General features: G+C 43.6%; 26 protein-coding genes. 8 read left to right on the top strand and 18 right to left on the bottom strand.

The window, feature by feature from the left end; all coding sequences use genetic code 11:
• Window positions 1-238: 238 nt before the first annotated feature.
• Complete coding sequence (locus AC2EXB_RS09785) at window positions 239-856, bottom strand: LAGLIDADG family homing endonuclease (RefSeq protein WP_483604688.1); 618 nt, start codon at window positions 854-856, stop codon at window positions 239-241.
• Between the two features lie 417 nt (window positions 857-1,273).
• On the opposite strand from AC2EXB_RS09785, the gene AC2EXB_RS09790 reads away from it, so the two are divergent.
• Entirely contained in the window at window positions 1,274-1,462 is a 189-nt protein-coding gene (locus tag AC2EXB_RS09790; protein ID WP_483604690.1) for a hypothetical protein, read from the top strand.
• A 48-nt stretch (window positions 1,463-1,510) separates the two neighbouring features.
• On the opposite strand, the gene AC2EXB_RS09795 is transcribed toward AC2EXB_RS09790, so the two are convergent.
• The 8 genes from AC2EXB_RS09795 to AC2EXB_RS09830 form a co-directional block, all read right to left on the bottom strand.
• Window positions 1,511-3,517 carry an ABC1 kinase family protein gene (locus AC2EXB_RS09795; RefSeq protein WP_235199157.1) on the bottom strand — a complete coding sequence of 669 codons (2,007 nt, stop codon included), beginning with the start codon at window positions 3,515-3,517 and terminating at the stop codon, window positions 1,511-1,513.
• Between the two features lie 120 nt (window positions 3,518-3,637).
• Entirely contained in the window at window positions 3,638-4,150 is a 513-nt protein-coding gene (locus AC2EXB_RS09800; protein ID WP_483604691.1) for a GNAT family N-acetyltransferase, read from the bottom strand.
• Window positions 4,147-4,968, bottom strand: coding sequence for an MBL fold metallo-hydrolase (locus AC2EXB_RS09805; protein ID WP_483604692.1), 822 nt, complete (start codon window positions 4,966-4,968; stop codon window positions 4,147-4,149). The genes AC2EXB_RS09800 and AC2EXB_RS09805 overlap by 4 nt, the downstream gene beginning before the upstream one ends.
• Window positions 4,969-5,133: 165 nt before the next feature.
• Complete coding sequence (locus AC2EXB_RS09810) at window positions 5,134-5,766, bottom strand: YIP1 family protein (protein ID WP_483601204.1); 633 nt, start codon at window positions 5,764-5,766, stop codon at window positions 5,134-5,136.
• 50 nt (window positions 5,767-5,816) lie between these two features.
• The gene (locus tag AC2EXB_RS09815) at window positions 5,817-6,470 is read right to left on the bottom strand and encodes a Yip1 family protein (protein ID WP_483601205.1); all 654 of its coding nucleotides are present in this window, start codon (window positions 6,468-6,470) and stop codon (window positions 5,817-5,819) included.
• Window positions 6,471-6,630: 160 nt separating this feature from the next.
• Entirely contained in the window at window positions 6,631-7,143 is a 513-nt protein-coding gene (locus AC2EXB_RS09820) for a P-loop NTPase family protein (RefSeq protein ID WP_483601206.1), read from the bottom strand.
• A gap of 295 nt (window positions 7,144-7,438) precedes the next feature.
• Window positions 7,439-7,891 carry an SRPBCC family protein gene (locus AC2EXB_RS09825; protein WP_483601207.1) on the bottom strand — a complete coding sequence of 151 codons (453 nt, stop codon included), beginning with the start codon at window positions 7,889-7,891 and terminating at the stop codon, window positions 7,439-7,441.
• Window positions 7,892-8,022: 131 nt separating this feature from the next.
• Window positions 8,023-8,745: a 3-ketoacyl-ACP reductase gene (locus tag AC2EXB_RS09830; protein WP_483601208.1), complete on the bottom strand. Its 723-nt coding sequence runs from the start codon at window positions 8,743-8,745 to the stop codon at window positions 8,023-8,025.
• Between the two features lie 145 nt (window positions 8,746-8,890).
• Here AC2EXB_RS09830 and AC2EXB_RS09835 point away from each other — a divergent pair, with 145 nt between their 5' ends.
• The gene (locus AC2EXB_RS09835; protein WP_235199164.1) at window positions 8,891-9,097 is read left to right on the top strand and encodes a hypothetical protein; all 207 of its coding nucleotides are present in this window, start codon (window positions 8,891-8,893) and stop codon (window positions 9,095-9,097) included.
• Between the two features lie 23 nt (window positions 9,098-9,120).
• On the opposite strand, the gene AC2EXB_RS09840 is transcribed toward AC2EXB_RS09835, so the two are convergent.
• Window positions 9,121-10,347, bottom strand: a complete 1,227-nt coding sequence (locus tag AC2EXB_RS09840) for an AI-2E family transporter (protein ID WP_483601209.1) — start codon at window positions 10,345-10,347, stop codon at window positions 9,121-9,123.
• Window positions 10,348-10,582: 235 nt separating this feature from the next.
• Here AC2EXB_RS09840 and AC2EXB_RS09845 point away from each other — a divergent pair, with 235 nt between their 5' ends.
• Window positions 10,583-10,735, top strand: a complete 153-nt coding sequence (locus tag AC2EXB_RS09845; RefSeq protein ID WP_483601210.1) for a hypothetical protein — start codon at window positions 10,583-10,585, stop codon at window positions 10,733-10,735.
• Window positions 10,736-10,782: 47 nt separating this feature from the next.
• On the opposite strand, the gene AC2EXB_RS09850 is transcribed toward AC2EXB_RS09845, so the two are convergent.
• From AC2EXB_RS09850 to AC2EXB_RS09860, 3 genes are read right to left on the bottom strand one after another with little or no spacing between them, the layout of a single operon-like run.
• Window positions 10,783-12,696: a PTS fructose transporter subunit IIABC gene (locus AC2EXB_RS09850; protein WP_483601211.1), complete on the bottom strand. Its 1,914-nt coding sequence runs from the start codon at window positions 12,694-12,696 to the stop codon at window positions 10,783-10,785.
• Window positions 12,693-13,625 (bottom strand): 1-phosphofructokinase, encoded by a 933-nt coding sequence (gene pfkB, locus AC2EXB_RS09855; RefSeq protein ID WP_483601212.1) that lies wholly within the window; start codon window positions 13,623-13,625, stop codon window positions 12,693-12,695. Before pfkB ends, AC2EXB_RS09850 begins: the two co-directional genes overlap by 4 nt.
• Entirely contained in the window at window positions 13,622-14,374 is a 753-nt protein-coding gene (locus AC2EXB_RS09860) for a DeoR/GlpR family DNA-binding transcription regulator (protein WP_483601213.1), read from the bottom strand. Before AC2EXB_RS09860 ends, pfkB begins: the two co-directional genes overlap by 4 nt.
• A 177-nt stretch (window positions 14,375-14,551) precedes the next feature.
• Between AC2EXB_RS09860 and AC2EXB_RS09865 the strand changes: the two genes are divergently transcribed.
• Together AC2EXB_RS09865 and ptsP are read left to right on the top strand one after the other, a co-directional pair.
• Window positions 14,552-14,821, top strand: coding sequence for a phosphocarrier protein HPr (locus AC2EXB_RS09865; RefSeq protein WP_483601214.1), 270 nt, complete (start codon window positions 14,552-14,554; stop codon window positions 14,819-14,821).
• Window positions 14,818-16,533 carry a phosphoenolpyruvate--protein phosphotransferase gene (ptsP, locus tag AC2EXB_RS09870; protein WP_483601215.1) on the top strand — a complete coding sequence of 572 codons (1,716 nt, stop codon included), beginning with the start codon at window positions 14,818-14,820 and terminating at the stop codon, window positions 16,531-16,533. Before AC2EXB_RS09865 ends, ptsP begins: the two co-directional genes overlap by 4 nt.
• A gap of 49 nt (window positions 16,534-16,582) precedes the next feature.
• Here ptsP and AC2EXB_RS09875 read toward each other — a convergent pair whose 3' ends face one another.
• The 3 genes from AC2EXB_RS09875 to yfkAB form a co-directional block, all read right to left on the bottom strand.
• Window positions 16,583-16,744 (bottom strand): hypothetical protein, encoded by a 162-nt coding sequence (locus AC2EXB_RS09875; protein ID WP_251473290.1) that lies wholly within the window; start codon window positions 16,742-16,744, stop codon window positions 16,583-16,585.
• Between the two features lie 67 nt (window positions 16,745-16,811).
• Window positions 16,812-17,738, bottom strand: coding sequence for an MBL fold metallo-hydrolase (locus AC2EXB_RS09880; protein ID WP_483601216.1), 927 nt, complete (start codon window positions 17,736-17,738; stop codon window positions 16,812-16,814).
• Between the two features lie 130 nt (window positions 17,739-17,868).
• Complete coding sequence (gene yfkAB, locus AC2EXB_RS09885) at window positions 17,869-18,990, bottom strand: radical SAM/CxCxxxxC motif protein YfkAB (protein ID WP_483601217.1); 1,122 nt, start codon at window positions 18,988-18,990, stop codon at window positions 17,869-17,871.
• Between the two features lie 229 nt (window positions 18,991-19,219).
• On the opposite strand from yfkAB, the gene AC2EXB_RS09890 reads away from it, so the two are divergent.
• The gene (locus AC2EXB_RS09890; protein WP_483601218.1) at window positions 19,220-20,086 is read left to right on the top strand and encodes an NAD(P)H-hydrate dehydratase; all 867 of its coding nucleotides are present in this window, start codon (window positions 19,220-19,222) and stop codon (window positions 20,084-20,086) included.
• A 42-nt stretch (window positions 20,087-20,128) separates the two neighbouring features.
• Window positions 20,129-20,836: a Na-translocating system protein MpsC family protein gene (locus tag AC2EXB_RS09895; protein ID WP_483601219.1), complete on the top strand. Its 708-nt coding sequence runs from the start codon at window positions 20,129-20,131 to the stop codon at window positions 20,834-20,836.
• Window positions 20,837-20,875: 39 nt separating this feature from the next.
• Here the strand turns inward: AC2EXB_RS09895 and AC2EXB_RS09900 are convergent, their stop codons facing one another.
• Both AC2EXB_RS09900 and AC2EXB_RS09905 read right to left on the bottom strand, forming a co-directional pair.
• Window positions 20,876-22,306 (bottom strand): carbon starvation CstA family protein, encoded by a 1,431-nt coding sequence (locus tag AC2EXB_RS09900; RefSeq protein WP_483601220.1) that lies wholly within the window; start codon window positions 22,304-22,306, stop codon window positions 20,876-20,878.
• 244 nt (window positions 22,307-22,550) lie between these two features.
• Entirely contained in the window at window positions 22,551-23,255 is a 705-nt protein-coding gene (locus AC2EXB_RS09905; RefSeq protein ID WP_483601221.1) for an SGNH/GDSL hydrolase family protein, read from the bottom strand.
• A gap of 270 nt (window positions 23,256-23,525) precedes the next feature.
• On the opposite strand from AC2EXB_RS09905, the gene AC2EXB_RS09910 reads away from it, so the two are divergent.
• Window positions 23,526-24,092 carry a TVP38/TMEM64 family protein gene (locus tag AC2EXB_RS09910; RefSeq protein ID WP_483601222.1) on the top strand — a complete coding sequence of 189 codons (567 nt, stop codon included), beginning with the start codon at window positions 23,526-23,528 and terminating at the stop codon, window positions 24,090-24,092.
• Window positions 24,093-24,157: the final 65 nt, after the last annotated feature.

Raw genomic sequence — 24,157 nt, forward strand, 5'->3', positions numbered from 1 at the left:
GAATTTGCTGTGAGATTTTTAAAATCGAATTCGTTTCATTAAATTAATAAATGAACCCAACATAAACGTCAACATATGCAAAATGAACTTACTGAATGCAAAATAGCTAAAACGCTAAAAATCATGAAAATCCAGATAAAAATCGATTCCGTCTCACTGTCTTAAGTATACTTTATGAGTGAAACTCTACTTCCGATAATTTATATTATGTCTACTAAAAATAAAAAAGTTTTTAGACTCATATATTATCTCTTCTTCTCTTCTCTAATGCGTTTTTATGTGTCTTGATCTTATTTTGAAGTAAATTACTATGCAATTTTTCTTTTTGAAATTCTTTATACTTTCTTTCTAAGTGAATACTTGAATCCTTATATAACCATTCTGCAAATTGACTTATACTTTTTCTTCCGCTGATATAAACTCGAAAACAATTTTCATGCTCGGTAAAGTTCGTTTCAAAACCTACCGTTTCTAAATTTAGTTTTAGTGAATCCATATAACTAAATGAACCTCCTACAAAACTTACAAAGTAACTCTTATAGTTAACATAGCCGTCTCCATCGAAAAACCCCCTAATGAAATGTGAAAGATAAATTTCTGGCACTTCTGGAAACTTAATATCTTTAGATTTGTTAGGAGTCAATCCATGAATCGAGATTAAGTCATTCTTCATAATTTTACTGTGAATATTTAATATATAAACTTTTGTTTCCTTATTTTGAATGATTTGATGATTAGAATCTAAGCTTTCTTTAATTATTTCTAGAATATACTTTTCTTTTTGAGCAAAGCTTATTGATTGTTGATTCCTAATAATACATCCATCTGCAAAGAAGAAACCTAAAATATAAGCCATACTTGATGACCATGTGCGAAAAAAGCCTCATTAACGTGAAATTTTCTTTTCCAACTGCCATTCGGCCGCATTATAACATTCTTTTCTTTAAGAACAGTCCTTATATATCAATCTGAAACGTTTGCTAAGCTAGCAATTTCTAATGTTTAATTTCCTAAATTATACATGTCAACTATTTTTTTCTTTGCTAACAGTACATTTCTTTCGAGTAGTTTGATTCTTTTCCATATATCATAAAACCTCCACTGAATTAGTCGGTTAAGAACACAATAGTATATATTATTTTAATTAAATTTTACTGAAAATTCAATTAAATATATAACTTTCGTCTAGTTTATTGGTCGATTAGTACCAGGGGGTGATGTTATTGACCGTATTAATACGATGCCTTATGATGAAAAAAAGGAGTGATGTTAGATGGTAAGCGCAAATACTCCATTGAAACAAAAATCGGTTAAAGAGCGTGCCGAAAAACGATTGACGTCCATTCGGTCGCGCAGCCGCACTGCTGATAAACCAGGAATTAAAGGCAATCTCATTCAACCGGTTCATGTAACCAAATCCGATGCTTTTGTAAAACGAATTGCCGAACGGAAATCCAATTAAGGAAAACGCCCCTAAACTGAATCCGGTTTAGGGGCGTTTTTTTATCGATTAATCGTCGTTGCTGCGTTTCATGTCCCGTATTGCCTGCACGGATAATCGCACCAGTAAGATCACACATAAGAACAACCCTGTATAGGCTGCTGTATTCAAATAGACGGCATAAGCAGTCTCAATGAACTGGGCGATGGCGAGCAGCGCCGCCGATACCAATCCGAACGTAATTCCCGTCATGAGGAGCACAAAACGCGAGAATAATTGAATGACGAAATTGGCGTTTTTCTTATCGGAAAACACATCGTGGTGCAAAATGATTTTGCCGCTTTCTATCCGTTCCACTAAACGGTCGACGCGCTTCGGCAGTTTTAGCAGCTCCGGAATCAAGACTGCCATTTCGCTTTCGACTTTTTCTTTCGTCGCTTTCGGTTCCGTAAACGGCTTTTTGAGGAAAGAAGTCTTGTATTTCTTCGCGAAAGTCTTCGCTTCTGTGAACATATCAAATGTCGGATCGATTAAATGCAAGGTGCCGTCAAGCGTGATCAAGGACCGCAAAGCGATACCGACCGACGGATAAAATGACAAACCGAAATCCCTTACGACGTCAAATAGTGAATGAATGAGTTCGGTTGTCGGAATCCGGTCCACATACGAAATCCGCAGCAGCAATTGGCCAATGGCTTGTTCGAACCGGTGGCGGTCGATGTGCTGATTGTCTTCAACGAGCAAGGTAATCGCATCGTATATGACACTTGAATCCCCTTGCTGGACGCCTAAGATGAAAAGGTTAAGACCTTCCTGCTGTGAAGACGCAAGGCGCCCCACCGCCCCGAAATCAAGCAATATCGGAGAGCCATCTTTTTCGTTGATGAAAATATTGCCGGGATGCGGATCTGCATGAAAAATTCCGGAAAACAGCATTTGTTCAAAGAACGAAAACAGGATGGTTCGGGCAAATTCTTTTGAATCAATATCAAACCGATCGAAAAGTTCCTGTCCTTTTGCTAAGTTCATGCCCATCACCTGTTCCATGACAATAAGCTGGCTGTTGCTGTATTCGGTGTAGATATGGGGAATCTTGACTTTATAAGGGCTATTTTTTAAGGCGTTGGAAATTTGCACCGTATTGCGGGCTTCGATATCAAAATTGACTTCTTCTCGCAAACCCGCTGCAAATCCGATGGCCAGTTCTTTGAACCCGAGATTTTCCGCCCATTTGGATTTACTCGTGACCCATTCGGCAAATTCAACGAGGATATTCAAATCGTCCCGCATGATGCGCTTTATGTCAGGCCGAAGCAATTTCACGACAACGGGCTGGTTGTTTTTCTTCAGAACGGCTCTATGGACCTGGCCGATCGATGCAGCTGCAAGCGGCTCCATATCAAAAGAAGAGAAAACATCCTCCATTTTATGGCCTAAGGAGTTTTGAAGAATTGTCTGGACCTGGATCGTTGTGAGTGGTTTAACGTTTTGCTGGAGTGTTCCAAGCTCTTCTACGAACACCTGCGGGAAAAGTTCAGTCCGGGTTGAAAGCACTTGCCCAAACTTGATGAATATCCCCCCGCTTTGCTCCAGAGTATCCCGGAAAGCGATGGCCAGTTCCCGGTCATTTTCACGATGCCGCGCGTACTTCAAGGCACGCGATATCCCGTTGCGAACAGCAATTTCCACCACTTGGCTCAAGCGTTTCTGCCTTCTCCAGCGGTGTTGGATGCGCCTCAAGATAAACTTGCGCCCCGTAATGCGTTCACCTCTAGAACCGAGTTCGATGGGATCGAATAATTCCAAAAGCAAATACAGGAGCATGGTGATCAATAAGATACTGCCGATCCAAATGATTGTGCTGACATTGGCGGCATTTTCCACGACGCTTTCGTTCATGAAATCGGTATAGCGCAAATAGGAGTACCAATAGACAAATGTCGTCAACGCCACACCGATCGTAACCGAAAGTACGCGTTTCATGAAATTGACTTTGGCACCCATCAAACGCCCGCTGACAAAATAAATAAAGATCGTAATCAGAATAATTTCAGCAAGCAAAATAGCATAGACCAAGGCAACTCCTCCTTTCCAATTCAGAATGACGGCTCTTTTTTAATATCCCAATATTGTCAGTATAGCAAAATTATCCTGGCATGTTCGGATAGAACATAAAAACCCTTCTCTTATCAAGGGTCAGTTTTGGTGAAGGACCAATTCGTAATACGGCTCTTCTTGCTGGGTATCGTCAAACCAGCGGTGGTCGATGTAGTGAAAACCAAGCTTTTCAAGCACTTTCAGTGAAGCCTTGTTTTGGGGATCAGCAGATGCATAAACCAAATGGATGCCGGTCTGTTTTTCAGCAATTTTCAAAGCAAGTGCACCAGCTTCAGTCGCATAGCCCTTCCCCCAAAAAGCAGCGGCAAAATGATAGATCAATTCGATTTTCTTGTCATTGGCTGTCCCGTTAAAACCGGATGCTCCGATGAGCTGTCCAGAATGCTTTTCAATCACGCCAAAAACCGTGATTCCTGTCGTTTCATAGCATTTTCGGTAGGCATCGATGATCACAGGAAGATTTCCCGGTTTAGATGCCCCGCCGGATTCTGCCATCACGTCCGGATCGCCCCAAAAATGCTTAGCTGCTTCGACATGCTGTTCATCCATGACGACAAGTACTAAGCGGTCTGATTCTGCTAAAAACTTCATGTGTTATGATTCCCCTTTACCGTAAACGGTTTTAGCTCTTTGATGACGGAGCGGATGGTATGGAGTGTATCCCATTCTCTTTCCGAATACAAAACAATTGGGTAGTTCCCTGGAAACAAAGCTTCATTGATATCTTCGACGGATAAGCCCTCAGCATCCAGTTGTAAAATTTTCTCGCTCATTTCGCGGAGTTTCTTCAGTTTCTGTTGAAGGACTTCTTTGCCGTTCGGAAAATAGCCGGCGTGGCTGCAATATAAATGTGTAAAGCGGTAAGCTAATAAAGTTTCAAGGGAATCCATCATCTGTTTAACTGATTCTGTTGCCATCGTCACTTTTGTATGGGGCGAAACGTATAGATCCCCGCTAAACAGACGCCCAGTTTCTTCATTCAGAAACGATACATGGTCGCTAGCATGCCCTGGTGTATAAATGACTTTCCATTCCAAGTTTTTCGAACGGATCACTTCTGAAATCGGTTTTGCTGTGAACGCTTTTCTTTGTCCCCAAATTAGCTGACGGTAAAGCGGGTACTCCCCGTCCGCTAGGCAAAGCGAGATCCCTTTTTCATTCATCAATAGCGGGACTTGAAAATTCTCTGCAAGAAATGAAGCATTCCCAGTGTGGTCTTCATGGTTATGGGTAAAAACCACTTGATCAAAATCATGTTCTTCAAATAAAGGCTCGAGTTCGGTTAAGAGGACTTCAGGACCTGAATCAATCAGCATGCCATCGACTAAATAGACAAATACTTTTCTTCCGTATTTCTCTATAGTTCCTTCTGCACAAAGGACCCCTTCTTTAACGTAGCTGGTTAACATCGTATTCCCCCTTGAAACGCATTTCTTTCATCATACGCATCGCTTTATTTTCTGTCATCTTCTTGAAGAATTTCTTTTATTACGTTTTTGTTTTTTATATTATTTTCCTTATGTAAGAATCTACAATTGATTATTTTTAGCAAAAAAAAGAGACCGAAGTCTCCCTTAAAAACCGGCTAACGCAAAAACGAGCAGAATAATTACGTAAGTCATGATCACCCACATTACGGCGCTCGGTACGAACAAAGTCAAAAATCCTTTCCAAGTTGCCATCCCGTGGGCTTCTGCTATCGCTTTGCTCTGGATTACGATGCTCCAAAGGCTTGTAGCCATTAAAATTACAAAATAGGCTGCGTACAAAAAGACACTTAACGGATCCTCCTTCGGCGTTTGCGACAGGAAAATTTCAGGGGCAATAATCCCCAAAAGCAAAATGAGCGGAAGCAGCCAAATCTGCGGAATCATTCCGGTAATCACCGCTTTAAAAACATCTAGATAAACAGCTGAGCCTTTCATAATTTTCCCGAACCATAGATATAGGATAGACATAAAAGCGACTGCGATTAAAAGCAGCACTGGAGCAATCATAAAGGCGAAGAACAGCGCTGCCTCCAAAGGCAATTCAAGCATCGCTGATTGAGACAGGCTGATAAGCCCGACGCTAATGCCTGCCAAATACAGCAGAAAGAAAAAATAAGGCCAGGCTTTAGCCGCCAGGACCCAGCGAACCGCCTCATGGGTATTCAGCCAGATAGCTGTAAATGGATTGAGTTGCTGTTCGTTCTCAAGTTCGTTCATTCCCTGCACTCCTTCCGTATTCAGTTAATAAAAAAAGAGACCGAAGTCTCTTAAATTGTCGATGCCCCAATGATCAAAAATAGGATGATGAAAATAAAAACGAAAACGACAAATCCGATAATGACCGATGGGATCAATAAGGTGAAGAACCCTTTCCAGCTGGACATACGATGCGCTTCCCCAATGGCTTTGCTCTGAATCACAATCCCCCACACTGTTACAATGGCTAGAATAATCGCAGAAAACGCCATAAAGAATAATGCTCCATTTGAAGCGGGTTCAGTGCTTCCGAAAAACGAATCCGGTGAAACGATCATCAAAATGATGAACAGCGGCAGCAGCCAGATTTGCGGAATCATGGAAGTCGTCACCGCTTTAAACAGTTCGTTATAGGTTCCGGTCCCTTGGAACATTTTCCCGACTAGTAAATAGATGCCTGACATAATAGCGATTCCGATCGCCACAGCAATCGGTGAAAGAATCACGCCTCCAACGATTAAAATACCGAAAGGAATCCCGATATCATCTGTCCCTTGGTACATGCTGACCAAAGTACTTGTGACTCCCGCAAGAAAAATGATCATAAAAATATAGACCATCGATTTTTCTTCGATTACATAACGCACCGTGTTCCGTGTGTTCAACCACACGGATAAAAATGGATTGAGTTTGCTGTTGTAAGTCGTTTCATGTTGTTCATTCATAAGACTTCCCCCTCTACTTTCTATAGTCTTTATACGTAGTATAGCTACATAGGTTTCAAATAAAATAGAAATCTTATACTTTTAACACTCTTGATTGCGTTATTCTTTTTTTATTTTGTCATTCCTTATGTAATATTCTACATGTATTTTCAAAAAATACTCAACTAGATTTTATCTTTTCTAATAAAATTTCCAAGGCTGCTTCAGATGATTTAGAGAGAATCGTCTTACCGGGATGATCTTGGAATTTCTTTAAGAATACGGGCCTCATCTGATCTTCAAAATAGCGGTTCCATGCAAACATCTTCCGCAGCATCTTGAATTTCGGTTCATAATTTGCGCTCTCTACTCCCGCTACCTGTTTGAAGAAACGTTTGATAATACGCCTCTTCCGTTCTTTTAATGGGAGATCCAAAAAGATAATCCAATCTGCCTGATCGATCGCAGCGTCCGTCCAATCAATGTGGACACCTTCAACGATCCATTTGGGCTGCATCAAGGCGTCCGTCAAATGAGCATTCCTTTGTTCTTCTGAGTTCCGGATATCTCCGCCCGGTGTACGTTTCCAGACAAAATTATCCGTCTCGAAATGGAGCAGACCCAGTTCAGCCGCCAAACGTTTTGCCAATGTTGTCTTTCCGCTCCCTACCGAATCCGTTATGTAGATTTTCAATGATTTTCACGCCTTTATGCAGACTTGGGCAGTACTTTCATCAATTATACCGAAGCGCTTTACGGAAAAAGCGAGTTTGCCGAAAATGGGCAAAAAAATACATCAGCCTAAGAAAGTTACGCTTAGGCTGATGTATTTTAAATATAAAGGAGCTCATTGTTTATTTGCTGCCATGCCGTTTCGGTGCTCTTTTACATTTTCTCTAACGAGTTAAAGACGGTGAAAAAAATTTTCTTATCAATCGCTAGAAAGACCAACCAGCTGCGTTACAATTTTCTTCCAGGATAGTTGATCATTAAGCTTTTGTCGCTTCTATTTTAACCCGTTCCATGAATGCGCGAACTGTTTCCTCGCGTTTTCGCTTTGATCCTGCAAGCAGCATGGCTTTGGCGGTCATATTCGTGCCTTTATTGGAGCCTCCGTAGTGGAACTTCGTCTGATTTTCGCCCATTTTTTCGAGCGTATATCGGTATTCCACTTCGAACATGCCGCTCATAAGAAACTTTACTGCTTTATGCTTGCGCTCAGGCGTGTCTTCAAAAGCGGTCGTTTCTACGAGATAGCTTTCGAGCTGGCTGCCGGCATAATAGCTTTGTGAATGCTTCGCGCCGAGCGTATTATCTTCTTTTTCAAGCAACAGATGCTCTTCCACTTTCGGCATGATTCTTTTGATGTTGCGGTCCATGAATAATTGCCAGACCTGTTCAATAGGTGCATCGATGATGATTTCTTCTTTCCACTTGACCACGGTGATTGCTCCTTTTTCCAAATGAAGGATTTACTTGCCTTGCGCGTCGAAATACTGTCCATGAGACTGGAAATACTGTCCTTAGCCGGCGATTTACTGTCGGTTCCATCCCAAATACTGTCCGCCGCATCTTAAAACGGGTTCGTCGCCCATTGGCTAGACGTCGGAATGAAAATACGCGGGTGCAATTTCAGCTGCGCTACGATATATTCCGCGATGTCTTCCGGCTGCATGAACTTTTCCTGGCTGTTTTCCGGTTCTTCCTTCGAACCGGCGAATTCCGTAATGACCCGGCTCGGCGTCAAAGCGAAAACGCGGATATTATGTTTGCGGACTTCCTGCGACAAGGATTGAGTAAACCCGAGCACTCCGAATTTCGAAGCACTGTAAGCACTCGATCCCGGATCGCCTTTCAGTCCGGACATGGATGAAATATTGATGACGTCTCCGCCATTTTTTTCAACAAGTTGCGGAAGGACAGTACGCGTCACATAAAACATGCCCATTAAATTCACATCGATGACTTGTTTCCAGTCTTCCGGCGAAGTTTCAAGAACCGTTCCGAATTTGCCGATGCCTGCATTATTGATCAGGATGTCTGCCGAACCAAGCGCTTCCGTTAATGCCGAAATCGCCGCTTCCACTTCTTCAAGCGAGGATACATCGGCCACCGCAAAAGCTGCACGGACGCCTTCTTTTTCAGCTTCTTCCACGACTTTTTGCAAATCGATTTCGGTGCGGGCGATCAATCCGAGGTTCACGCCTTCTTTCGCAAGCGCAAGGGCAGCCGCTCGTCCGATCCCTTTACCAGCTCCTGTAATAAATGCTGTTTTCCCAGTCAATGATTGTGCCATTCGATCTCCACCTTTTCATTTATTCATAGTTTCAGTTTGAATGAATTTCAATTAAAACGCAAAAATTCCATACGGCTTTTCTTATCTGACCGATTTCCACTTTTGAGGTACAATAGAGGAAAGACAGACAGATAAGGATGGCTCTATGAAAACTTCAACCGTTTTACTCTTAACGCTCGGCTTAATGCATCTTTTAACCATGCTGAATATCGTATTCCTTGACGGCGCATTGAACGACTTGGTCTTTTTCTTTAATACCGCACTTTTCTTTTTTGCTTTTTCCTTCTACCTTTGGAAACGCGACAAAGACACTAAAGAAACAGCGGCAACTCCAACAAAATCCAAAAAATGAAGCCATCGAAATGGCTTCATTTTTTATTTGCGTTTAAGTTTCAATTGGCGCTTTTGCTTTTTTTCGGAAAAGACCGGCTGCGGGGCCGGATTAAAATCATCATCGTAAAGGCCGGTATACGCCTTATACCAAAGGAATAAATGAATGAACACCACTTTAATAACTGCATAGGCTGGAATTCCAAGGATAACCCCCGGAATTCCGAACAGATTCCCTGAAGTCAATAACACCGCAATGATCGTGACTGGATGGATGTTCAAGTTATTGCCGAGGATTAAAGGCTGGATGACCCGGCCTTCCAAGGTTTGCTCGACAAAAAACACGGCCGCGATTTTCACGAGCATAAGCGGCGGATGAAGCACGATTGCGATAATGACGACTGGAATAAATGCGATGAACGAGCCAAGAAAAGGAATCAAGTTCAATGCCCCCGCCATGATGCCGAGAATCAACGCGTATTCAAGGCCAATTACGCTGAAGCCGATCCAGAACATCAAGCCGACGAAAAATGCGACTATCAGCTGGCCACGGATATACTGGCTGATTTGCAGATTCATTTCTCTCAGCAATTCATATGATTTTATCCGCATCTTGGACGGAACGAACGGCATGAGGTAGTACGGTAAATGATGCCCGTCTTTCAGCAAGTAAAATAAGATGAATGGCGTCGTAATTACCGCAAGCACCGTAGTGGAAAGGACGCCGACCACACTGCCGATTCCCGTAACTGTCGTATCCACCACATCATCCGCCTGCCCGCTGATGGAATCGGAAATACCGTCTTCCTCTCCGGTAAGCTGCTTTTGCAGTTCAGCGAGTACATCGCTTTGAAAAAAACCATTTACTTGAGAAATGAAACGATTCAAATAATCCTGCCAGTTGTCGATCAAACTAACAGTTTGTTCCCGCAGAATCGGAATCAGTGTAGCAACGCCCCACGCCAGTAACCCCAAAATAATGAGAAAGACGAGCGCGATGCCTCCTGCCCGGTGGATCTTTTTCGTTTCCATCCAATCGATCAAAGGATTCAAAAGATAATACAAAACGCCTGCCATGACAATCGGCAGCCCCATGACGTCAAAAAAAGCAGCAAAAGGCCGAAATACAAAGCTGACTTTCGGCAACAAAAAGAGAATCAGGAGCACCAATAGCAGGATGAACAAAATCGATACGGCTTTATTGTTCAACACCCATTTCATAAACCAGCTGGCAGCGAGCTTTAACATCTGTTTATCCTTTTGCTCTTCCATAACGAAGCCCCCTTCGTAAATTTGAGGACCGCTTGACGCCTCTATGTATAGGGGAAAGCATTGTTCAATTTTTAAATAGCTTCTATAAGGATAAAATACCCGACTGAGTAAATCTTAAGCGTTTTAGGGGTTTAGGTCCTACGGATTAATTGCATATTTTTATCACAATGATGTTTTTTTGATTGACTAAAGGGAATAACAGAAACAAATAAAAAATAGAGAAAGGATGAGGAAAATGGCGTTGGATGATAAATTTAAAGATGCAAAAGACCAAGCAACGGAAAAAGGCAAAGACCATTATGACGAACACAAAGACGAATACAAAGAACAAGGTAAAGACAAAGCCCAACAAGAAGGAAAAGAGTTGAAAGACAAGTTTTCTAAATAAGGGCAAAAAAACCGGCTGGATCTCAACAGATCCAGACGGTTTTTTAATTATACTGCTGCAGCCACTTTTTTCTTTAATAGCCCTGCAACGATTGCCGTAATGACAGCACCTGCAATAATTGCAAGTGCATAGAACAACACTTTTGTTATGCCGCCGTCAACGAGACCCATAACGAACACGCCCCCGTGCGGTGCACGCAGTCCGATATCAAACAGCATCACCAAAGCGCCCGTAGCGGCTGCACCTGCAACACACGCCGGAATGACGCGAGCCGGGTCAGCTGCTGCAAAAGGAATAACGCCTTCTGTGATAAAGCAAGCACCGAGAACGTAAGCTGTTTTCCCGGCTTCCCGTTCCGGCTTCGTGAATTTATTTTTGAAAAGCGTCGTAGCAATCGCCATGCCAAGCGGCGGCACCATGCCGGCCGCCATGACGGTTGCCATGAAATTGAAATTCTGCGCATCCAGCATCGCAATGCCGAATGTATAAGCCGCTTTATTGACAGGGCCGCCCATATCGATCGCCATCATACCGCCGAGGAGCAAGCCGACCAACACCAAATTCGTTCCGCCCAGGCTTTCCAGGAATGATGAAATCGCTGTATAGACTTTTGTCAGCTGCGGGTTCACAAGCATCATAATGATGCCGGTGATGGCGATGCTGAATACCGGGAAGAACAGGACCGGTTTAAGTCCTTCGAGTGCATCAGGCAACACCGAGAATGCTTTTTTAACGAGAAGCGTCACATAACCTGCCAGGAATCCAGCGATCAAGCCGCCAAGGAAACCGGAGCCGCCGCTTGCTTCTTCCACACCCGTGACAGTAATGGCAATCAAACCGCCGATCATCCCCGGCGCAAACCCGGGCCGCTCGGCAATGCTCATCGCGATAAATCCAGCAAGCACCGGCACCATCAAGAAGAAGGCATTGCCGCCGCCGATTGTGTTCAACATCGCAGCAAATTCATTGTAATCCGGGCTTGCTGGGTCCGATGCATTGATGCCCCAGAAGAAAGAAATCGCAATCAAGATCCCGCCGCCTACGACAAATGGCAGCATATTCGAAACGCCGTTCATCAAATGCTTGTAAAAGCCGCCTTTTGAGTCGCCGTCGTTTGCGTCTTCTTTTGTCCGGTCGTGTTTGTATTCCGGTGCATCTCCGCCAATTGCCCGGTCGAGCAGATCGTCCGTTTCGTAGATCGCTTTTCCGACTTTCGTTTGGATTACCGGTTTACCGGCAAAACGGGCCATTTCCACTTTCGTGTCAGCCGCTACTATGATGGCGTCCGCTTCTGCGATTTCTGCATCCGTCAACCGGTTTTTCACACCACTCGAGCCATTCGTTTCCACTTTCAATTGGATGCCGCGCTCTTTCGCGCGTTCATTCAGTTTCTCAGCAGCCATATACGTATGGGCAATGCCTGTCGGACAAGCAGTGACCGCTAGAATTTTCTTGCCTGAAGCTGCAGGTGTGCTCGCTTCAGCTTCTCCGTCTGTGCCGTCCACTTCCGCTTCTTTGTCAGTGACCGCTTGGAGCACTTCTTCCTTGGTTGTTGCGGCAAGCATTCGATCACGGAACTTGCTATCCATCAGAAATGTTGCAAGGCGAGACAGCGCTTCCAAATGATCGTCATTTGCACCTTCTGTAGCAGCGATCATGAAGAACAAATGAGCGGGCTGGCTATCGAGTGATTGATAGTCCAGTCCTTCTCGCGAGCGTCCGAATCCAATCGCCGGCGATTTCACCGCTTTCGATTTAGCATGCGGAATCGCAATGCCATCGCCGATTCCAGTTGTGCTTTGTTCTTCCCGCGCTAGGATATCAGCTTGAAAAAGCTTCGAATCGGTTAATTTCCCCGCTTTGTCCAATTGGCTGATCATTTCAGCAAGCACTTCTTGTTTCGAGCCAGCCTTAAGATCCAAGATGATGGTTTGTTCAGTCAATAATTGTGTGATTCTCATACGCTCACATCCCCATGTTTTATTTCCTTCACGTGCACTTCCCCGATCAACGCTTCCACATCTTCTTTTTGGCAAAGATCTGAACGAAAAGCGGTGGCGCTCCCACTAGCTACGCCGTATTTAAACGCTTCAAGCGGATTTTCCGTTTCGCAAAACGATGCGATAAATCCAGAAACGAGTGAATCTCCCGATCCCACGGTGTTGACTACTTTACCCACTGGCGCTTTTGCTTCAAATGCCAACTTTTCATTGACGAATAATGCACCATCGCCTCCGAGAGAAACAATCACGTTCTTAACTCCACCGGCCACTAATTTCTTGGCATATTGCAAAGCTTCTGTTTTTGTAAAAATGTCGGCATCGAACAGTTCTCCCAGCTCATGGATGTTCGGTTTGATCAGAAAAGGCGAAAACTTCACCAGCTCTTTTAAAGCGGGGCCTGATGTATCCAAAACAAAACGGATATTCCGCCCCCTGCAAAGTTCAGCGAGGCGGCTGTAATACGATGCTGGAATCGAATCCGGCAAACTGCCGGCAAGAACCAGCCAATCTCCTTCACTCATGTTGTTTATTTTTTCAGTCAATTGTGCTAAGTCGTTTACATTAAGCGCAGGTCCCGGCCCATTCAATTCCGTTTCTTCTGCCGCTTTTATCTTGACATTTATGCGGGTGATTTCAGCAGTTTCAATAAAATCTGTCTCAACACCTTCACGCAGAAGGAAATCTTCTATATAATTGCCTGTAAATCCACCTATGAACCCTAGCGCCTTATTGTGGGCTCCCAATCGCTTTAAGACGCGGGAGACATTGATTCCTTTGCCTCCGGGATAATAGAATACCTCTGATGTACGGTTCAGTTTTCCGTTTTCAAAAGAGGGTAAATACGTGGTGTAGTCAACAGACGGCGTAATCGTACATGTATAGATCATCGTTTCTCCACCTTTACTGTCGTCTTTTTTTCCAGTTGTTCCATCATCTGCTGATCAATTTCATTCACAATCAAATCAGCACTGTCCAGATCCATGATTTTGGCGAAGCTGACTTGATTCGCTTTTGTATGGTCTGCAAGGATGTAGGTTTTTCGCGCGTAAGAACTGGCAAGCCTTTTAACAGCCGCTTCTTCCGGATCCGGTGTCGTATAGCCGTAATCGGGATGAAAACCGTTTACGCCAAGAAAGCAAAGGTCAAAGCGGTAATTCATCAAGGATTGAATGGTCTGGGAGCCGACCATAGCACCGGTACGGGATTTCATCAATCCGCCCGTCAGGTAAGTCGTAATGCCGTGTTCGTTCAGGGAATCTACTAAGGTTAACCCGTTTGTGACAACGACCACATCTTTGTCTTTTAAAAAAGGAATCATTTGAAAAGTTGTGGTTCCGGCATCAAGAAAAACACTATCGCCTTCTTGGACAAAAGATGCAGCAAATTTCGCGAGCTTGATTTTTTCTTCAAGATTCCGTGTCGACTTGTCGGAGATGCTCGGTTCAGAAAGGTTGCGGCCAGGCACAACGGCACCGCCGAATACGCGCACTAAAAGCTGCCGATTTTCAAGTTCCGTCAAATCTCGGCGGATGGTTGATTCAGAAGCTCCAGTTTCATCTACGATTTCCTGAATTTTGATGGTCTGTTTTTGGTCAAGCAAGCCCAAAATATATTCGTGGCGTTCATTCGTCAGCATCTTTGCACCCTCTTTATTTAAGGTTAAGTAGATAATACTTGAAAACCCTTCCAAAATCAATCATAATCATTCATAAGCAGTCAAAAACATTCAAATAGCTATTTTACCTTTCAAAATCGCTCATGAATGATTTGATATCAAGCAAACTCAATCACATTATCTTAGGAGGAATTTTACATGGTAGAAAAACAATTCACAATTACAGATGAAGCAGGTATCCACGCACGTCCAGCATCCGCTTTAGTCGGCTCATTAGCTAAATTTAAATCGGATATCACATTGGAGCATAAAGGCAAAAAAGTAAACTTGAAATCAATTTTAGGCGTTATGTCTTTAGGCGTTTCTTCAGGATCAACCGTTACAATCGCAGCTGATGGCGAAGATGAAAACGAAGCCATCGAACAAATTACAGAGGTGATGAAATCTGAAGGGCTTGCTGATCAATGAGCACTTCCCTCTCTGGAATTGCGGCTTCAAACGGAATCGCTTTTGCTAAAGCTTTCAGATTGGAAAACCCAAAGCTGAACGTGGAAAAAACGACGGTTGAAAATCCCGAAAAAGAAGTTTCGCGGTTAGACGCTGCCTTAGCTAAATCCTTAGCCGAACTTGAAGTGATCCAACAACGGACGCGCGAGCAGATTAGCGACAAAGAAGCTGCAATTTTTGGTGCACATTTGCTCGTACTCAGCGATCCCGAATTGATTGGACCGATCAAAGAAAAAATTACGAATGATAAACAAAATTCTGAATCCGCTTTGAAAGAAACAGCGGACGGTTTCGTTGAAATGTTTGAAGCGATGGACAATGAGTATATGAAGGAACGGGCTGCCGATATCCGTGATGTGACGAAGCGGGTCCTCGCCCACCTTCTTGGTGTCTCGATTCAAAACCCAAGCATGATTTCAGAAGAAGTGGTCATCATTGCAGAGGATTTGACGCCATCTGATACAGTTCAATTAAATCCGCAATTTGTGCAAGGATTCGTCACTGAAATCGGCGGGCGCACGTCACATTCCGCAATTCTTGCGCGCACACTTGAAATTCCTGCTGTCGTCGGTGCAAAATCACTGATGGCAACAATCGAAAACGGCGTTTTTGTGATTGTCGACGGATTGGATGGCAAAGTCATCATCAATCCAGACGCGGCAACCATTTCCGAGTACCAAGTGAAAAAAGCCCAGCATGAAGAACAAAAAGCAGAATGGGCAAAATTGAAAAATGAAGCCACTGTTACGGCTGACGGCCAAGCAGTCGAAATCGGCGCAAATATCGGAACCCCTAAAGATACGACAGGTGTTCTTGAAAATGGCGGCGAAGCAATCGGACTTTACCGGACAGAGTTTCTCTATATGGGACGAGAAGAATTTCCGACAGAAGAACAGCAGTACGAAGCGTATGCATCGGTTCTTAAAGCAATGGAAGGCAAACCAACCGTTGTCCGCACCTTGGATATCGGCGGCGACAAAGAGCTGTCCTACTTGGATTTACCAAAAGAACTCAATCCGTTCTTAGGCCTTCGAGCTATCCGCTTATGCCTGGAAATGCCGGATATGTTCCGGACCCAGCTTCGTGCGCTGCTTCGTGCCAGCATCCACGGCAATTTGAAAATCATGTTCCCGATGATTGCTACTTTGGAAGAATTCCGCAATGCGAAGGCATTGCTGCTTGAAGAAAAAGCGAAATTGCTTGAAGAAGGCATTGAAGTGAGCGACAGCATCGAAGTGGGAATCATGGTGGAAATTCCGTCCACTGCTGTTATGGCCGATGCGTTTGCCAAAGAAGTGGACTTCTTCTCTATCGGTACGAACGATTTGATTCAGTACACGATGGCTGCAGACCGTATGAACGAACAAGTTTCTTATTTATACCAGCCATTCAACCCGGCGATTTTGCGCCTGGTCAAAATGGTCATTGATGCGTCGCATCGTGAAGGGAAATGGACAGGCATGTGCGGAGAAATGGCTGGCGATGAAATTGCCATCCCGATCTTGCTCGGCCTCGGGCTTGATGAATTTTCAATGAGCGCTTCTTCCATCCTTAAAGCGCGTGCACAAATCAGCAAATTATCAAAAGCCGATATGGCTAGCCACACAGAACGCATTTTAGCGCTCGGCACTTCGGATGAAGTCGAAGCGTATGTAAAATCGATCGTTTCATAAGAAAAGGGGTTGTCCCAAACTACTTTTGGGACAGCCCCTTTTTTGCATCTTATTCTTTTTCATGATCTTCTTTTCCGGTATTTGCCGTTTTCTTGAACTGCTCCAGCTGTTTTTCTTCATCTTGTTCCGGCTCGAAATCCGGAAGATCCGCATTCGGCATTTCTGTAAATTCTTCTTGTTCTTTATCTTCTTGCTTTTTTTTATCTTCCATCGTCTCACTCCTTTGATTGTTTTTCCCTCTTACGGAATGTTTACCCGAAATCGAGCGAAGCAATCCCTTATTTGCTGAGTGAGTCCATCAAGCCCATGGAACTGACTTCAAGATCCAATTGGATAATTTCGTATACTTTATGGTTTTCCGGGACACCCAATGCATCCAAATGAATCTTTACTTGCTTCATTAATCTACCGGCTAACTCGGCAGGGCTCCCTCCTTCTGCCATTACTGATTTTGCTTCATCTACGAAGATGCCGAGCCACTGTTCCACTTGAACCAATGCTTCTTCCGGAATGGTAGACATGCTGTAATGGCCATAATAAATCGCAGCAAACCGCGCGCTTCTAAAACGTTCGATAGCTGACTGCATGGCAAGAGGATCAAATTGGTTCGGTGAAGTCGAAGGCAGAAAGAAATCAATGCCGTCTTTCGCCAATTGTTCATAGCGGATGCCCACTGTATCCCCTGCAAAGATCCCGTTGCTCGGTGGATGGACGATGGAAAAATGATGCTTCGCATGGCCCGGCGTATCCCAGAATTCCAATCGGCAGCCAGGACCGATATCCAGATGGTCCCCTTCTGTTTTAACAAGCAGCCGCTCTTCTGGGATAGGTGCAATCGGATCGAATAATTGCTCGAATTTATCGCCGTAGACCATTTTTGCTCCAGCGATCAACCGGCTCGGATCCGCTAAATGACGCGCTCCCTTAGGATGGACGACCACTTTCGCGTTTGGACATTCCTGAAGCAATAAACCTGCTCCTCCGGCATGATCCAGGTGGATATGGGTGACAATTATGTATTTCACCTGGTTCAAAGAAAATCCCATTTCCTTGAGCCCCTTTTTAATAAAAGGAACAGATGGACTGGCACACGTGTCGATCAAGGTCAGCTCGTCTTCGGTTAAGACATACGTACCCGTCCGTTCTTCGACATTCAAATCATGGTCGTCGATGATAAAAACCCGATCCCTTAATTGCTGCGGCATTGTTTTTCTCCTCCTGTCGAATAAATAGAATATTCATCCATTTTAGCAAACTTCCAAAATATGACCAATGGATAAGGTGAAAATAAAAAAAGCAAGAAGACCGGTTCGGCCCTCCTGCTTCCATATCATTTTATATCCTTGCTTTATTCTTCAAAAAATCCTGATCCTCGTAATAAGCGTCTTTTACGAGCAGATTCGGCCCTAGGCATTTGACAGCAGGGCAATGGCAAGCAATTGTTTTTGCCAGCGGACGTTCGAGCCAGCGATCAAGCATCACAGGGAGCGAGTCGTTCTGGATATTGCCCATTGGCGGAGTGTTTCCAAAATCGGTAACAATCACTTCACCCGTAAAGACGTTGACATTCAACCGGGAGCGGCCATCCGGATCATTCCGGACCGTGACATTTTTGCTGCTTCGAATTCGGTTCAATAATTTGATGTCTTCGTCATTCATGCTGCAAGGATAAAACGGAAGCGTACCGAAGAGCATCCACACTTCTTCATTTCGCTCATCCAGCAATTCGTGGATCGCTTTTCGTGTTTCATCGAGCGTCAGCACTTCGAGCTGGCTCGCAAAATCGCTTGGGTACATTGGATGCACTTCATGGCGTGCGCATTTCATTTCTTCAATCACTTGCTTGTGGATTTTTGCAAGATGCGGCAAAGTCCGCTTGTTAAGCATCGTTTCAGCAGATACCATGACGCCTGCTTCTGCGAGAGCCCTGCTGTTATCGATCATGCGTTGAAATTGTTCAGCGCGCCGCTCTCGCGGAGGCTTCCGTTCCATATTGGCAAATCCGCCATCCACAAAATCGTCAATCGTGCCCCAGTTATGGGAGATATGCAAGACATCCAAATAAGGGGCAATCAGCATATACCGTTCAAGCGGCATCGTCAGGTTCGAGTTCATCTGGGTACGGATGCCGCGATCATGTGCATATTTCATCAACGGCAAAACGATTTGCTCGACAGACTTTTTGGAAAACATCGGTTCGCCGCCTGTAATGCTGATGGTCCGTAAATGCGGAATTTCGTCAAGGCGGGCGATCAACAAATCGATCGGCAAGGCATCCGGGTCTTTATGCTGCAGCATATAGCCGACCGCGCAATGCTCACAGCGCATATTACAAAGATACGTCGTTGTAAATTCAATGCTCGACAAAGTCAATTTGCCGTGCTGTTCGATGTCCATATACGCTTCCCAAGGATCAAATTCCGGCGTTATTTTTTTCATTTTCAGTGGTGTATTCATGCTAAAGTCTCCTTACTTTTCTTCAGCTATTAATTATGAGCTTCGAAGTTAATCGGCGCAAGGCTATTCAAAAAGTCAGTTTTTTGATACTGTTCAAAAAATTATTCTTACTATGAGCGTTTTAAGATGGATTTAACAGTGGATGGCTTTCTTTTGTTAAACGAATGGCGTTTACGGGTATATTCTAACATCAAGATTTCTTTAAAATACGAAAGGCGGTTGAATAATATTGCCAGCTCATTATGAGGACGTTCCAGCTTGGGACGAACAGCAAGTCAAATCCACTTTGCCTACTCGCAGTGCAGATGGGCATAAAGGAAGCTTCGGGACAGGTTTATTGATTGCCGGAACACGTGATATGCCCGGTGCTGCGCTTCTCGCGGGTCTTGGCGCCATGAGGAGCGGTTTAGGGAAACTGGAAATCGCAACAGAATCGGAAGTAATTCCGATGATCCTCCCTTCTCTGCCTGAAGCCACCTATATAAGAAATATCGAAGAAACACTCTCTACCAACAACTTTAAATTAGATGCATATAAAGCGATCGCCATCGGTCCTGGTAAAATTCCGGATAGCCAGATAGAACAGAACTTAATGAAATTATTTGAGTCAGCAGTTCCGGTCATACTCGATGCCGGAGCTTTATCAAAACGAGCATATCCCATAAGAAATGCACCCACCATCTTGACGCCGCATCCCGGTGAGTTCTCTAAAATCAGTGGAATCCCGGTAGAACAGATCGCGAAAGATAAGGCACAAAATGCAAAACGCTTAGCAAAAGAACTCGATGCCACAATCGTCCTGAAAGGTCCCAAAACGGTGATTGCCTTTCCGGACGGTGAAGCTTGGACAAATCCGACCGGCAATTCCGCACTTTCAAAAGGCGGCACAGGCGATACGCTAACTGGGATGATGCTCGGGATGCTGTGCTGCCATGACAACTGGAAACACGCGGTATTAAATGCAGTTTATTTGCACGGTGCATGCGCAGAACATTGGACGAAAACGAAATCGCCCCATACCTTATTGGCCCACGAACTCTCTTCTATGCTTCCGGAAGTTTGGAAAAGCCTGGAGGGCCTTTCATCAGAGGAATAATAAACCTGTTAGTAAAATTTATGTGTGTCGGGAGGAATTGCTATGGCAAAAGAAAAAACAACAGAATCTTTGATTGGCGGCTATTTTTCGACTTTATTGCGTACCAATTTCGGCAAGGGCCCCACTTCCGTATTCGTCGCTATCAATGGTCCTTATTTAGCTATCCATCTTCGCGGATTTATAGGGCCGATGGAAAAAATCCTCTTGAAACAAAATGAAAGGAAACGCGTTATGGAAATCCGGGATCTATTACTGAATGAGTTGCGGTCGGATATCATTTTGGAATTATGGAAAATTGCCAATCTTGAAATTCAGGAAATCTATGCAGACTGGGATTTGCAGAATGAAACGGGTTTGATCATCGGTGTGATTAAAGCGGATGACGGAAAAAAAGAGATGCCGTGGCCTAAAGAAGTTGATCATAAGGCTTTTGAAGGCGAAATCAATAAAGCGAGTGCAAAAGCTGAAAAAACTCCAGAACAGACGAAGCTTGTCTGGTTGAATGACCGCATGATTTTGGTGGAACGGTCCGGAATCTTAATCCAGCTCGAGAAAGAACTGATCGGCATCGGCGTTGTAGAAGAATTAAAAATGGCCAAACGGCCCTTAGAGCGGAAAATGTTGGATATCAGCAGCATAGAAGCTATTGTTGAAAGAAAAGTCATCGAGACATTTGTTGATTGGAATTTCGAAAAAGATTTAGGTTATATGGTGTTCATCTTGGAAGCCCCTTCAAAAACAGGAAAATAAAAACTGGTCGAACTCCAATGAGTTCGGCCAGTTTTTTTATCACTCTACGGCTACGGCGGTTTCCACATTGTCAATGCGGTTCTTCCTTGCTTTCGCATAGAACATTGCCACGATGACAATTGTTAAGATCAAACCAACAATAAAGGAAATGTTCAAATCGAGATTGAAACCGATTTTTTGATTTAATATATAAACGAACACCATATACGTGATGAAAATGGCCGGTGCCATCGCAACCAAGTAATTCTTGCCTTGGATGTATAGATACATCGTACCGATCCATAAAGCGATGGCAGCAGTTGCCTGATTTGCCCAGGAGAAATATCTCCATAAGAGGTTAAAGTCAATTTGAGTGAGCATGATAGACACTGCAAATAATGGGATAGCAATGATCAAACGCTTCATTATTTTCTGCTGGTCCAATTTGATGTAGTCGGCAATAATAGATCTGGCGGCACGGAAAGCCGTGTCACCTGAAGTGATTGGCAGAACAATAGCACCGAGAACGGCGATGGTCCCCCCCACAGCACCAAGCAATGTCATCGAAACTTCATTTACGACAGCTGATGGTGTACCTGAGTTGATCATCGAACTTAATGTCTGCCCATCGAAAATACTCATTGATGCAGCAGCCCAGATCATCGCAATGATCGCTTCAGCAATCATCATACCGTAAAAGATGTAGCGGCCCTGTGATTCTTTTTGTACAGTCCGTGAAATGATTGGTGATTGTGTTGCATGGAATCCGGATAAAGCTCCGCATGTAATTGTAAAGAACAGCATTGGGAAGATCGGTAAATTATCCGGATGCAAATTCGTCAATGACAATTCAGGAATCTTATAATCTGAGAAGACAAGTGCAATACCGACGCCGAGTGTACCAATCAGCAAAACAGCTCCGAAATACGGATAAAGGCGTCCGATGATTTTATCGATCGGCAAGATGGTCGACAAGAAATAATACAAAAAGATGACGCCAATCAGTACGGCTATAGCCACTTTCCCGTCCAATAAAATGGATAACAGCGAAGCCGGTGTCGTAACGAATACCGTACCGACCAATAAAAGCAGCAACAATGCGAACACGTTTACGATATGTTTTGAAACGCTTCCGAGGAATTTCCCAGCCAGTTCTGGAATATGCGCCCCTTTATTGCGGATGGAAATCATTCCTGTAAGATAATCGTGGACAGCTCCAGCGAAAATCGAACCGATGACAATCCATAGGAAAGCGACAGGACCATATAAAGCTCCCATAATCGGACCAAAGATCGGACCCGTTCCGGCAATATTCAAAAGTTGAATCATTGCATTTTTATGTTTGTTCATCGGAACAAAGTCTACTCCGTCGCCGTTCGCATGAGCCGGCGTCTTTCGGGACTCTGTAGGTGCAAACATTTTTTCAATGAATTTTCCGTATGTAAAATAAGCAATGATAAGTATAATAATCGACACAAAAAATGTAATCATATGGCACCTCTTTCTATCTATTTAGTAAACGCTTTCATAAAATAGCAATTACTATAGAATTTTAATTTCAAAAATGACTTCTTCTTAATTTGATTACGTATTCATCCTCCTTAAAAAAGTGATATTTATTACGAATGCTTCTAATTATATTATTAGAATTTTCTTAAGTCAATATACTGCAATATTATTTCTTCAAAAAAATACAATAAAAAAACTGCCAGGAGCAAACCTGGCAGTTTTAAAGTTAAGAATGTCTTGTGGGAGTGGCAGCTTCTCTGGCTGGAATGGAGATGCCTGTAGAAGCCAAGGTTTTTAAAAGAAGCTCATGCATCATTTTATAGCCTTCTTCATTCGGATGGATTGCGTCCAGCCAGATGGAAGGATTTTTCCCCATCGGTTCCGTACGTGAGATGATGATTCCTTCTTCCCCGATTGCTGAATTCCACATCCGGAATAGCAAATTGGTGAAACCGAAATATTGCACTTCTTTTTTCATGGAATTATACAGGTTATTTTGGACAATCAACAGTTTTTCATTGAGGCCCCGCAGATGCTGATAGATTTCCAGCAAGTTTTTACGGTAAATTTTCTTCAAATTCGAAAACTGTTTGACCAGCCCTTTTGCGCCGCTCCCTTTAAAGCCACGGAGCAGATCATTGCCGCCAATATTCAAAAGCACCATATCTGCAGATGCTAAGGTCTCGTCCCAGTTGCCGGTTCGAAGGCGATCGACTAACCCGTTGCTCGTTAAACCATTAATCCCTAAATTTGTTACTGTACTGGTGTGGAATGTTTCTTTCAGGTATTTTGCAATACCCCCTCTTGTTCCATAACCATAAGCAACCGAATCGCCTAATATGACAATATGTTTTATTTCAATATTTCCGTTAAAATTTTCAGTGGATTTTGCCCCTTTAATAAGGGACTTTGAGATTTTCGAATTAGCCAAATTGCAGCACATCCCTTTCAAAGTAGATAATATTATTTTACCATAAAAAGGGCGGAAATTCGACTGAAACGCTTATGCACAGCGGTTTTAGCATGTTAAATTTATGTGATTTCGCCCGCCCTTAAATTCGGAATTAATTTTAGACTCCTTCGGGAAAGTCCTTTATATAAGACGTTCTTTAAGCCCGCTTCAATCTCAATCTCTTGCATTTAAATTCAGCTTAGCTTATCTTCAACAATAGGATAACCTTTACAGACAGGAGAAATAGTTATGGATCATTTCGATCAAACCCTTGAAACGTTCATTGAAAGCTTTGGGTGGCTAGCTCCTATTCTTTTTGTGATTTTGCATTTAATCAGACCGATCTTATTCCTCCCTGTTATTGTCGTATGTATCGTGGGCGGCGTGGTTTTTGGATTTTTTGAAGGAGCGCTGCTTTCCTTTATCGGCTTGTCCCTCATGAGCTTCGTCTCTTATGTATTGGTCAATAAATTCCCAAATTTTCGCGATAAAATGTCCAGGCTTAAAGACAAAATGTTTCCGGACCGGGCGCTATCTGTCGGGCAAGTGATGATATTACGCATTATGCCTTTTATTCATTTCCATTTATTGTCCTTGTATCTAATGGAGATGACCAAAAACTTGCGGGAGTATATGTACTTTTCAACATTGGGCCTTATCATGCCTGCTATTCTCTACACAGCATTCGGCCAAGCGATAACGGAAATGCCGTGGTATGTCAGCCTTTTGATGTTTATCATCCTCGCTATCTTATTTGCGGCCATCGACCGCTACAACAAGCATCATCTCAATGCCAGCAACAACAAATTCTCCTAACCATCTAAAAAACCGATAGAAAAAAGCCGAATGCGAAATGCGTTCGGCTTTTTTTCAAGCGGATC

Source organism: Planococcus alkaliphilus (assembly GCF_057031095.1).

What these genes read in the sequence shown, in the direction of transcription:
- AC2EXB_RS09785 (WP_483604688.1), bottom strand. Translation starts at nt 856, where the DNA reads ATGGCTTATATTTTAGGTTTCTTCTTTGCAGATGGATGTATTATTAGG.
- AC2EXB_RS09790 (WP_483604690.1), top strand. Translation starts at nt 1,274, where the DNA reads ATGGTAAGCGCAAATACTCCATTGAAACAAAAATCGGTTAAAGAGCGT.
- AC2EXB_RS09800 (WP_483604691.1), bottom strand. Translation starts at nt 4,150, where the DNA reads ATGAAGTTTTTAGCAGAATCAGACCGCTTAGTACTTGTCGTCATGGAT.
- AC2EXB_RS09805 (WP_483604692.1), bottom strand. Translation starts at nt 4,968, where the DNA reads ATGTTAACCAGCTACGTTAAAGAAGGGGTCCTTTGTGCAGAAGGAACT.
- AC2EXB_RS09810 (WP_483601204.1), bottom strand. Translation starts at nt 5,766, where the DNA reads ATGAACGAACTTGAGAACGAACAGCAACTCAATCCATTTACAGCTATC.
- AC2EXB_RS09815 (WP_483601205.1), bottom strand. Translation starts at nt 6,470, where the DNA reads ATGAATGAACAACATGAAACGACTTACAACAGCAAACTCAATCCATTT.
- AC2EXB_RS09830 (WP_483601208.1), bottom strand. Translation starts at nt 8,745, where the DNA reads ATGGCACAATCATTGACTGGGAAAACAGCATTTATTACAGGAGCTGGT.
- AC2EXB_RS09835 (WP_235199164.1), top strand. Translation starts at nt 8,891, where the DNA reads ATGAAAACTTCAACCGTTTTACTCTTAACGCTCGGCTTAATGCATCTT.
- AC2EXB_RS09840 (WP_483601209.1), bottom strand. Translation starts at nt 10,347, where the DNA reads ATGGAAGAGCAAAAGGATAAACAGATGTTAAAGCTCGCTGCCAGCTGG.
- AC2EXB_RS09845 (WP_483601210.1), top strand. Translation starts at nt 10,583, where the DNA reads ATGGCGTTGGATGATAAATTTAAAGATGCAAAAGACCAAGCAACGGAA.
- AC2EXB_RS09850 (WP_483601211.1), bottom strand. Translation starts at nt 12,696, where the DNA reads ATGAGAATCACACAATTATTGACTGAACAAACCATCATCTTGGATCTT.
- pfkB (WP_483601212.1), bottom strand. Translation starts at nt 13,625, where the DNA reads ATGATCTATACATGTACGATTACGCCGTCTGTTGACTACACCACGTAT.
- AC2EXB_RS09860 (WP_483601213.1), bottom strand. Translation starts at nt 14,374, where the DNA reads ATGCTGACGAATGAACGCCACGAATATATTTTGGGCTTGCTTGACCAA.
- AC2EXB_RS09865 (WP_483601214.1), top strand. Translation starts at nt 14,552, where the DNA reads ATGGTAGAAAAACAATTCACAATTACAGATGAAGCAGGTATCCACGCA.
- ptsP (WP_483601215.1), top strand. Translation starts at nt 14,818, where the DNA reads ATGAGCACTTCCCTCTCTGGAATTGCGGCTTCAAACGGAATCGCTTTT.
- AC2EXB_RS09875 (WP_251473290.1), bottom strand. Translation starts at nt 16,744, where the DNA reads ATGGAAGATAAAAAAAAGCAAGAAGATAAAGAACAAGAAGAATTTACA.
- AC2EXB_RS09880 (WP_483601216.1), bottom strand. Translation starts at nt 17,738, where the DNA reads ATGCCGCAGCAATTAAGGGATCGGGTTTTTATCATCGACGACCATGAT.
- yfkAB (WP_483601217.1), bottom strand. Translation starts at nt 18,990, where the DNA reads ATGAATACACCACTGAAAATGAAAAAAATAACGCCGGAATTTGATCCT.
- AC2EXB_RS09895 (WP_483601219.1), top strand. Translation starts at nt 20,129, where the DNA reads ATGGCAAAAGAAAAAACAACAGAATCTTTGATTGGCGGCTATTTTTCG.
- AC2EXB_RS09900 (WP_483601220.1), bottom strand. Translation starts at nt 22,306, where the DNA reads ATGATTACATTTTTTGTGTCGATTATTATACTTATCATTGCTTATTTT.
- AC2EXB_RS09910 (WP_483601222.1), top strand. Translation starts at nt 23,526, where the DNA reads ATGGATCATTTCGATCAAACCCTTGAAACGTTCATTGAAAGCTTTGGG.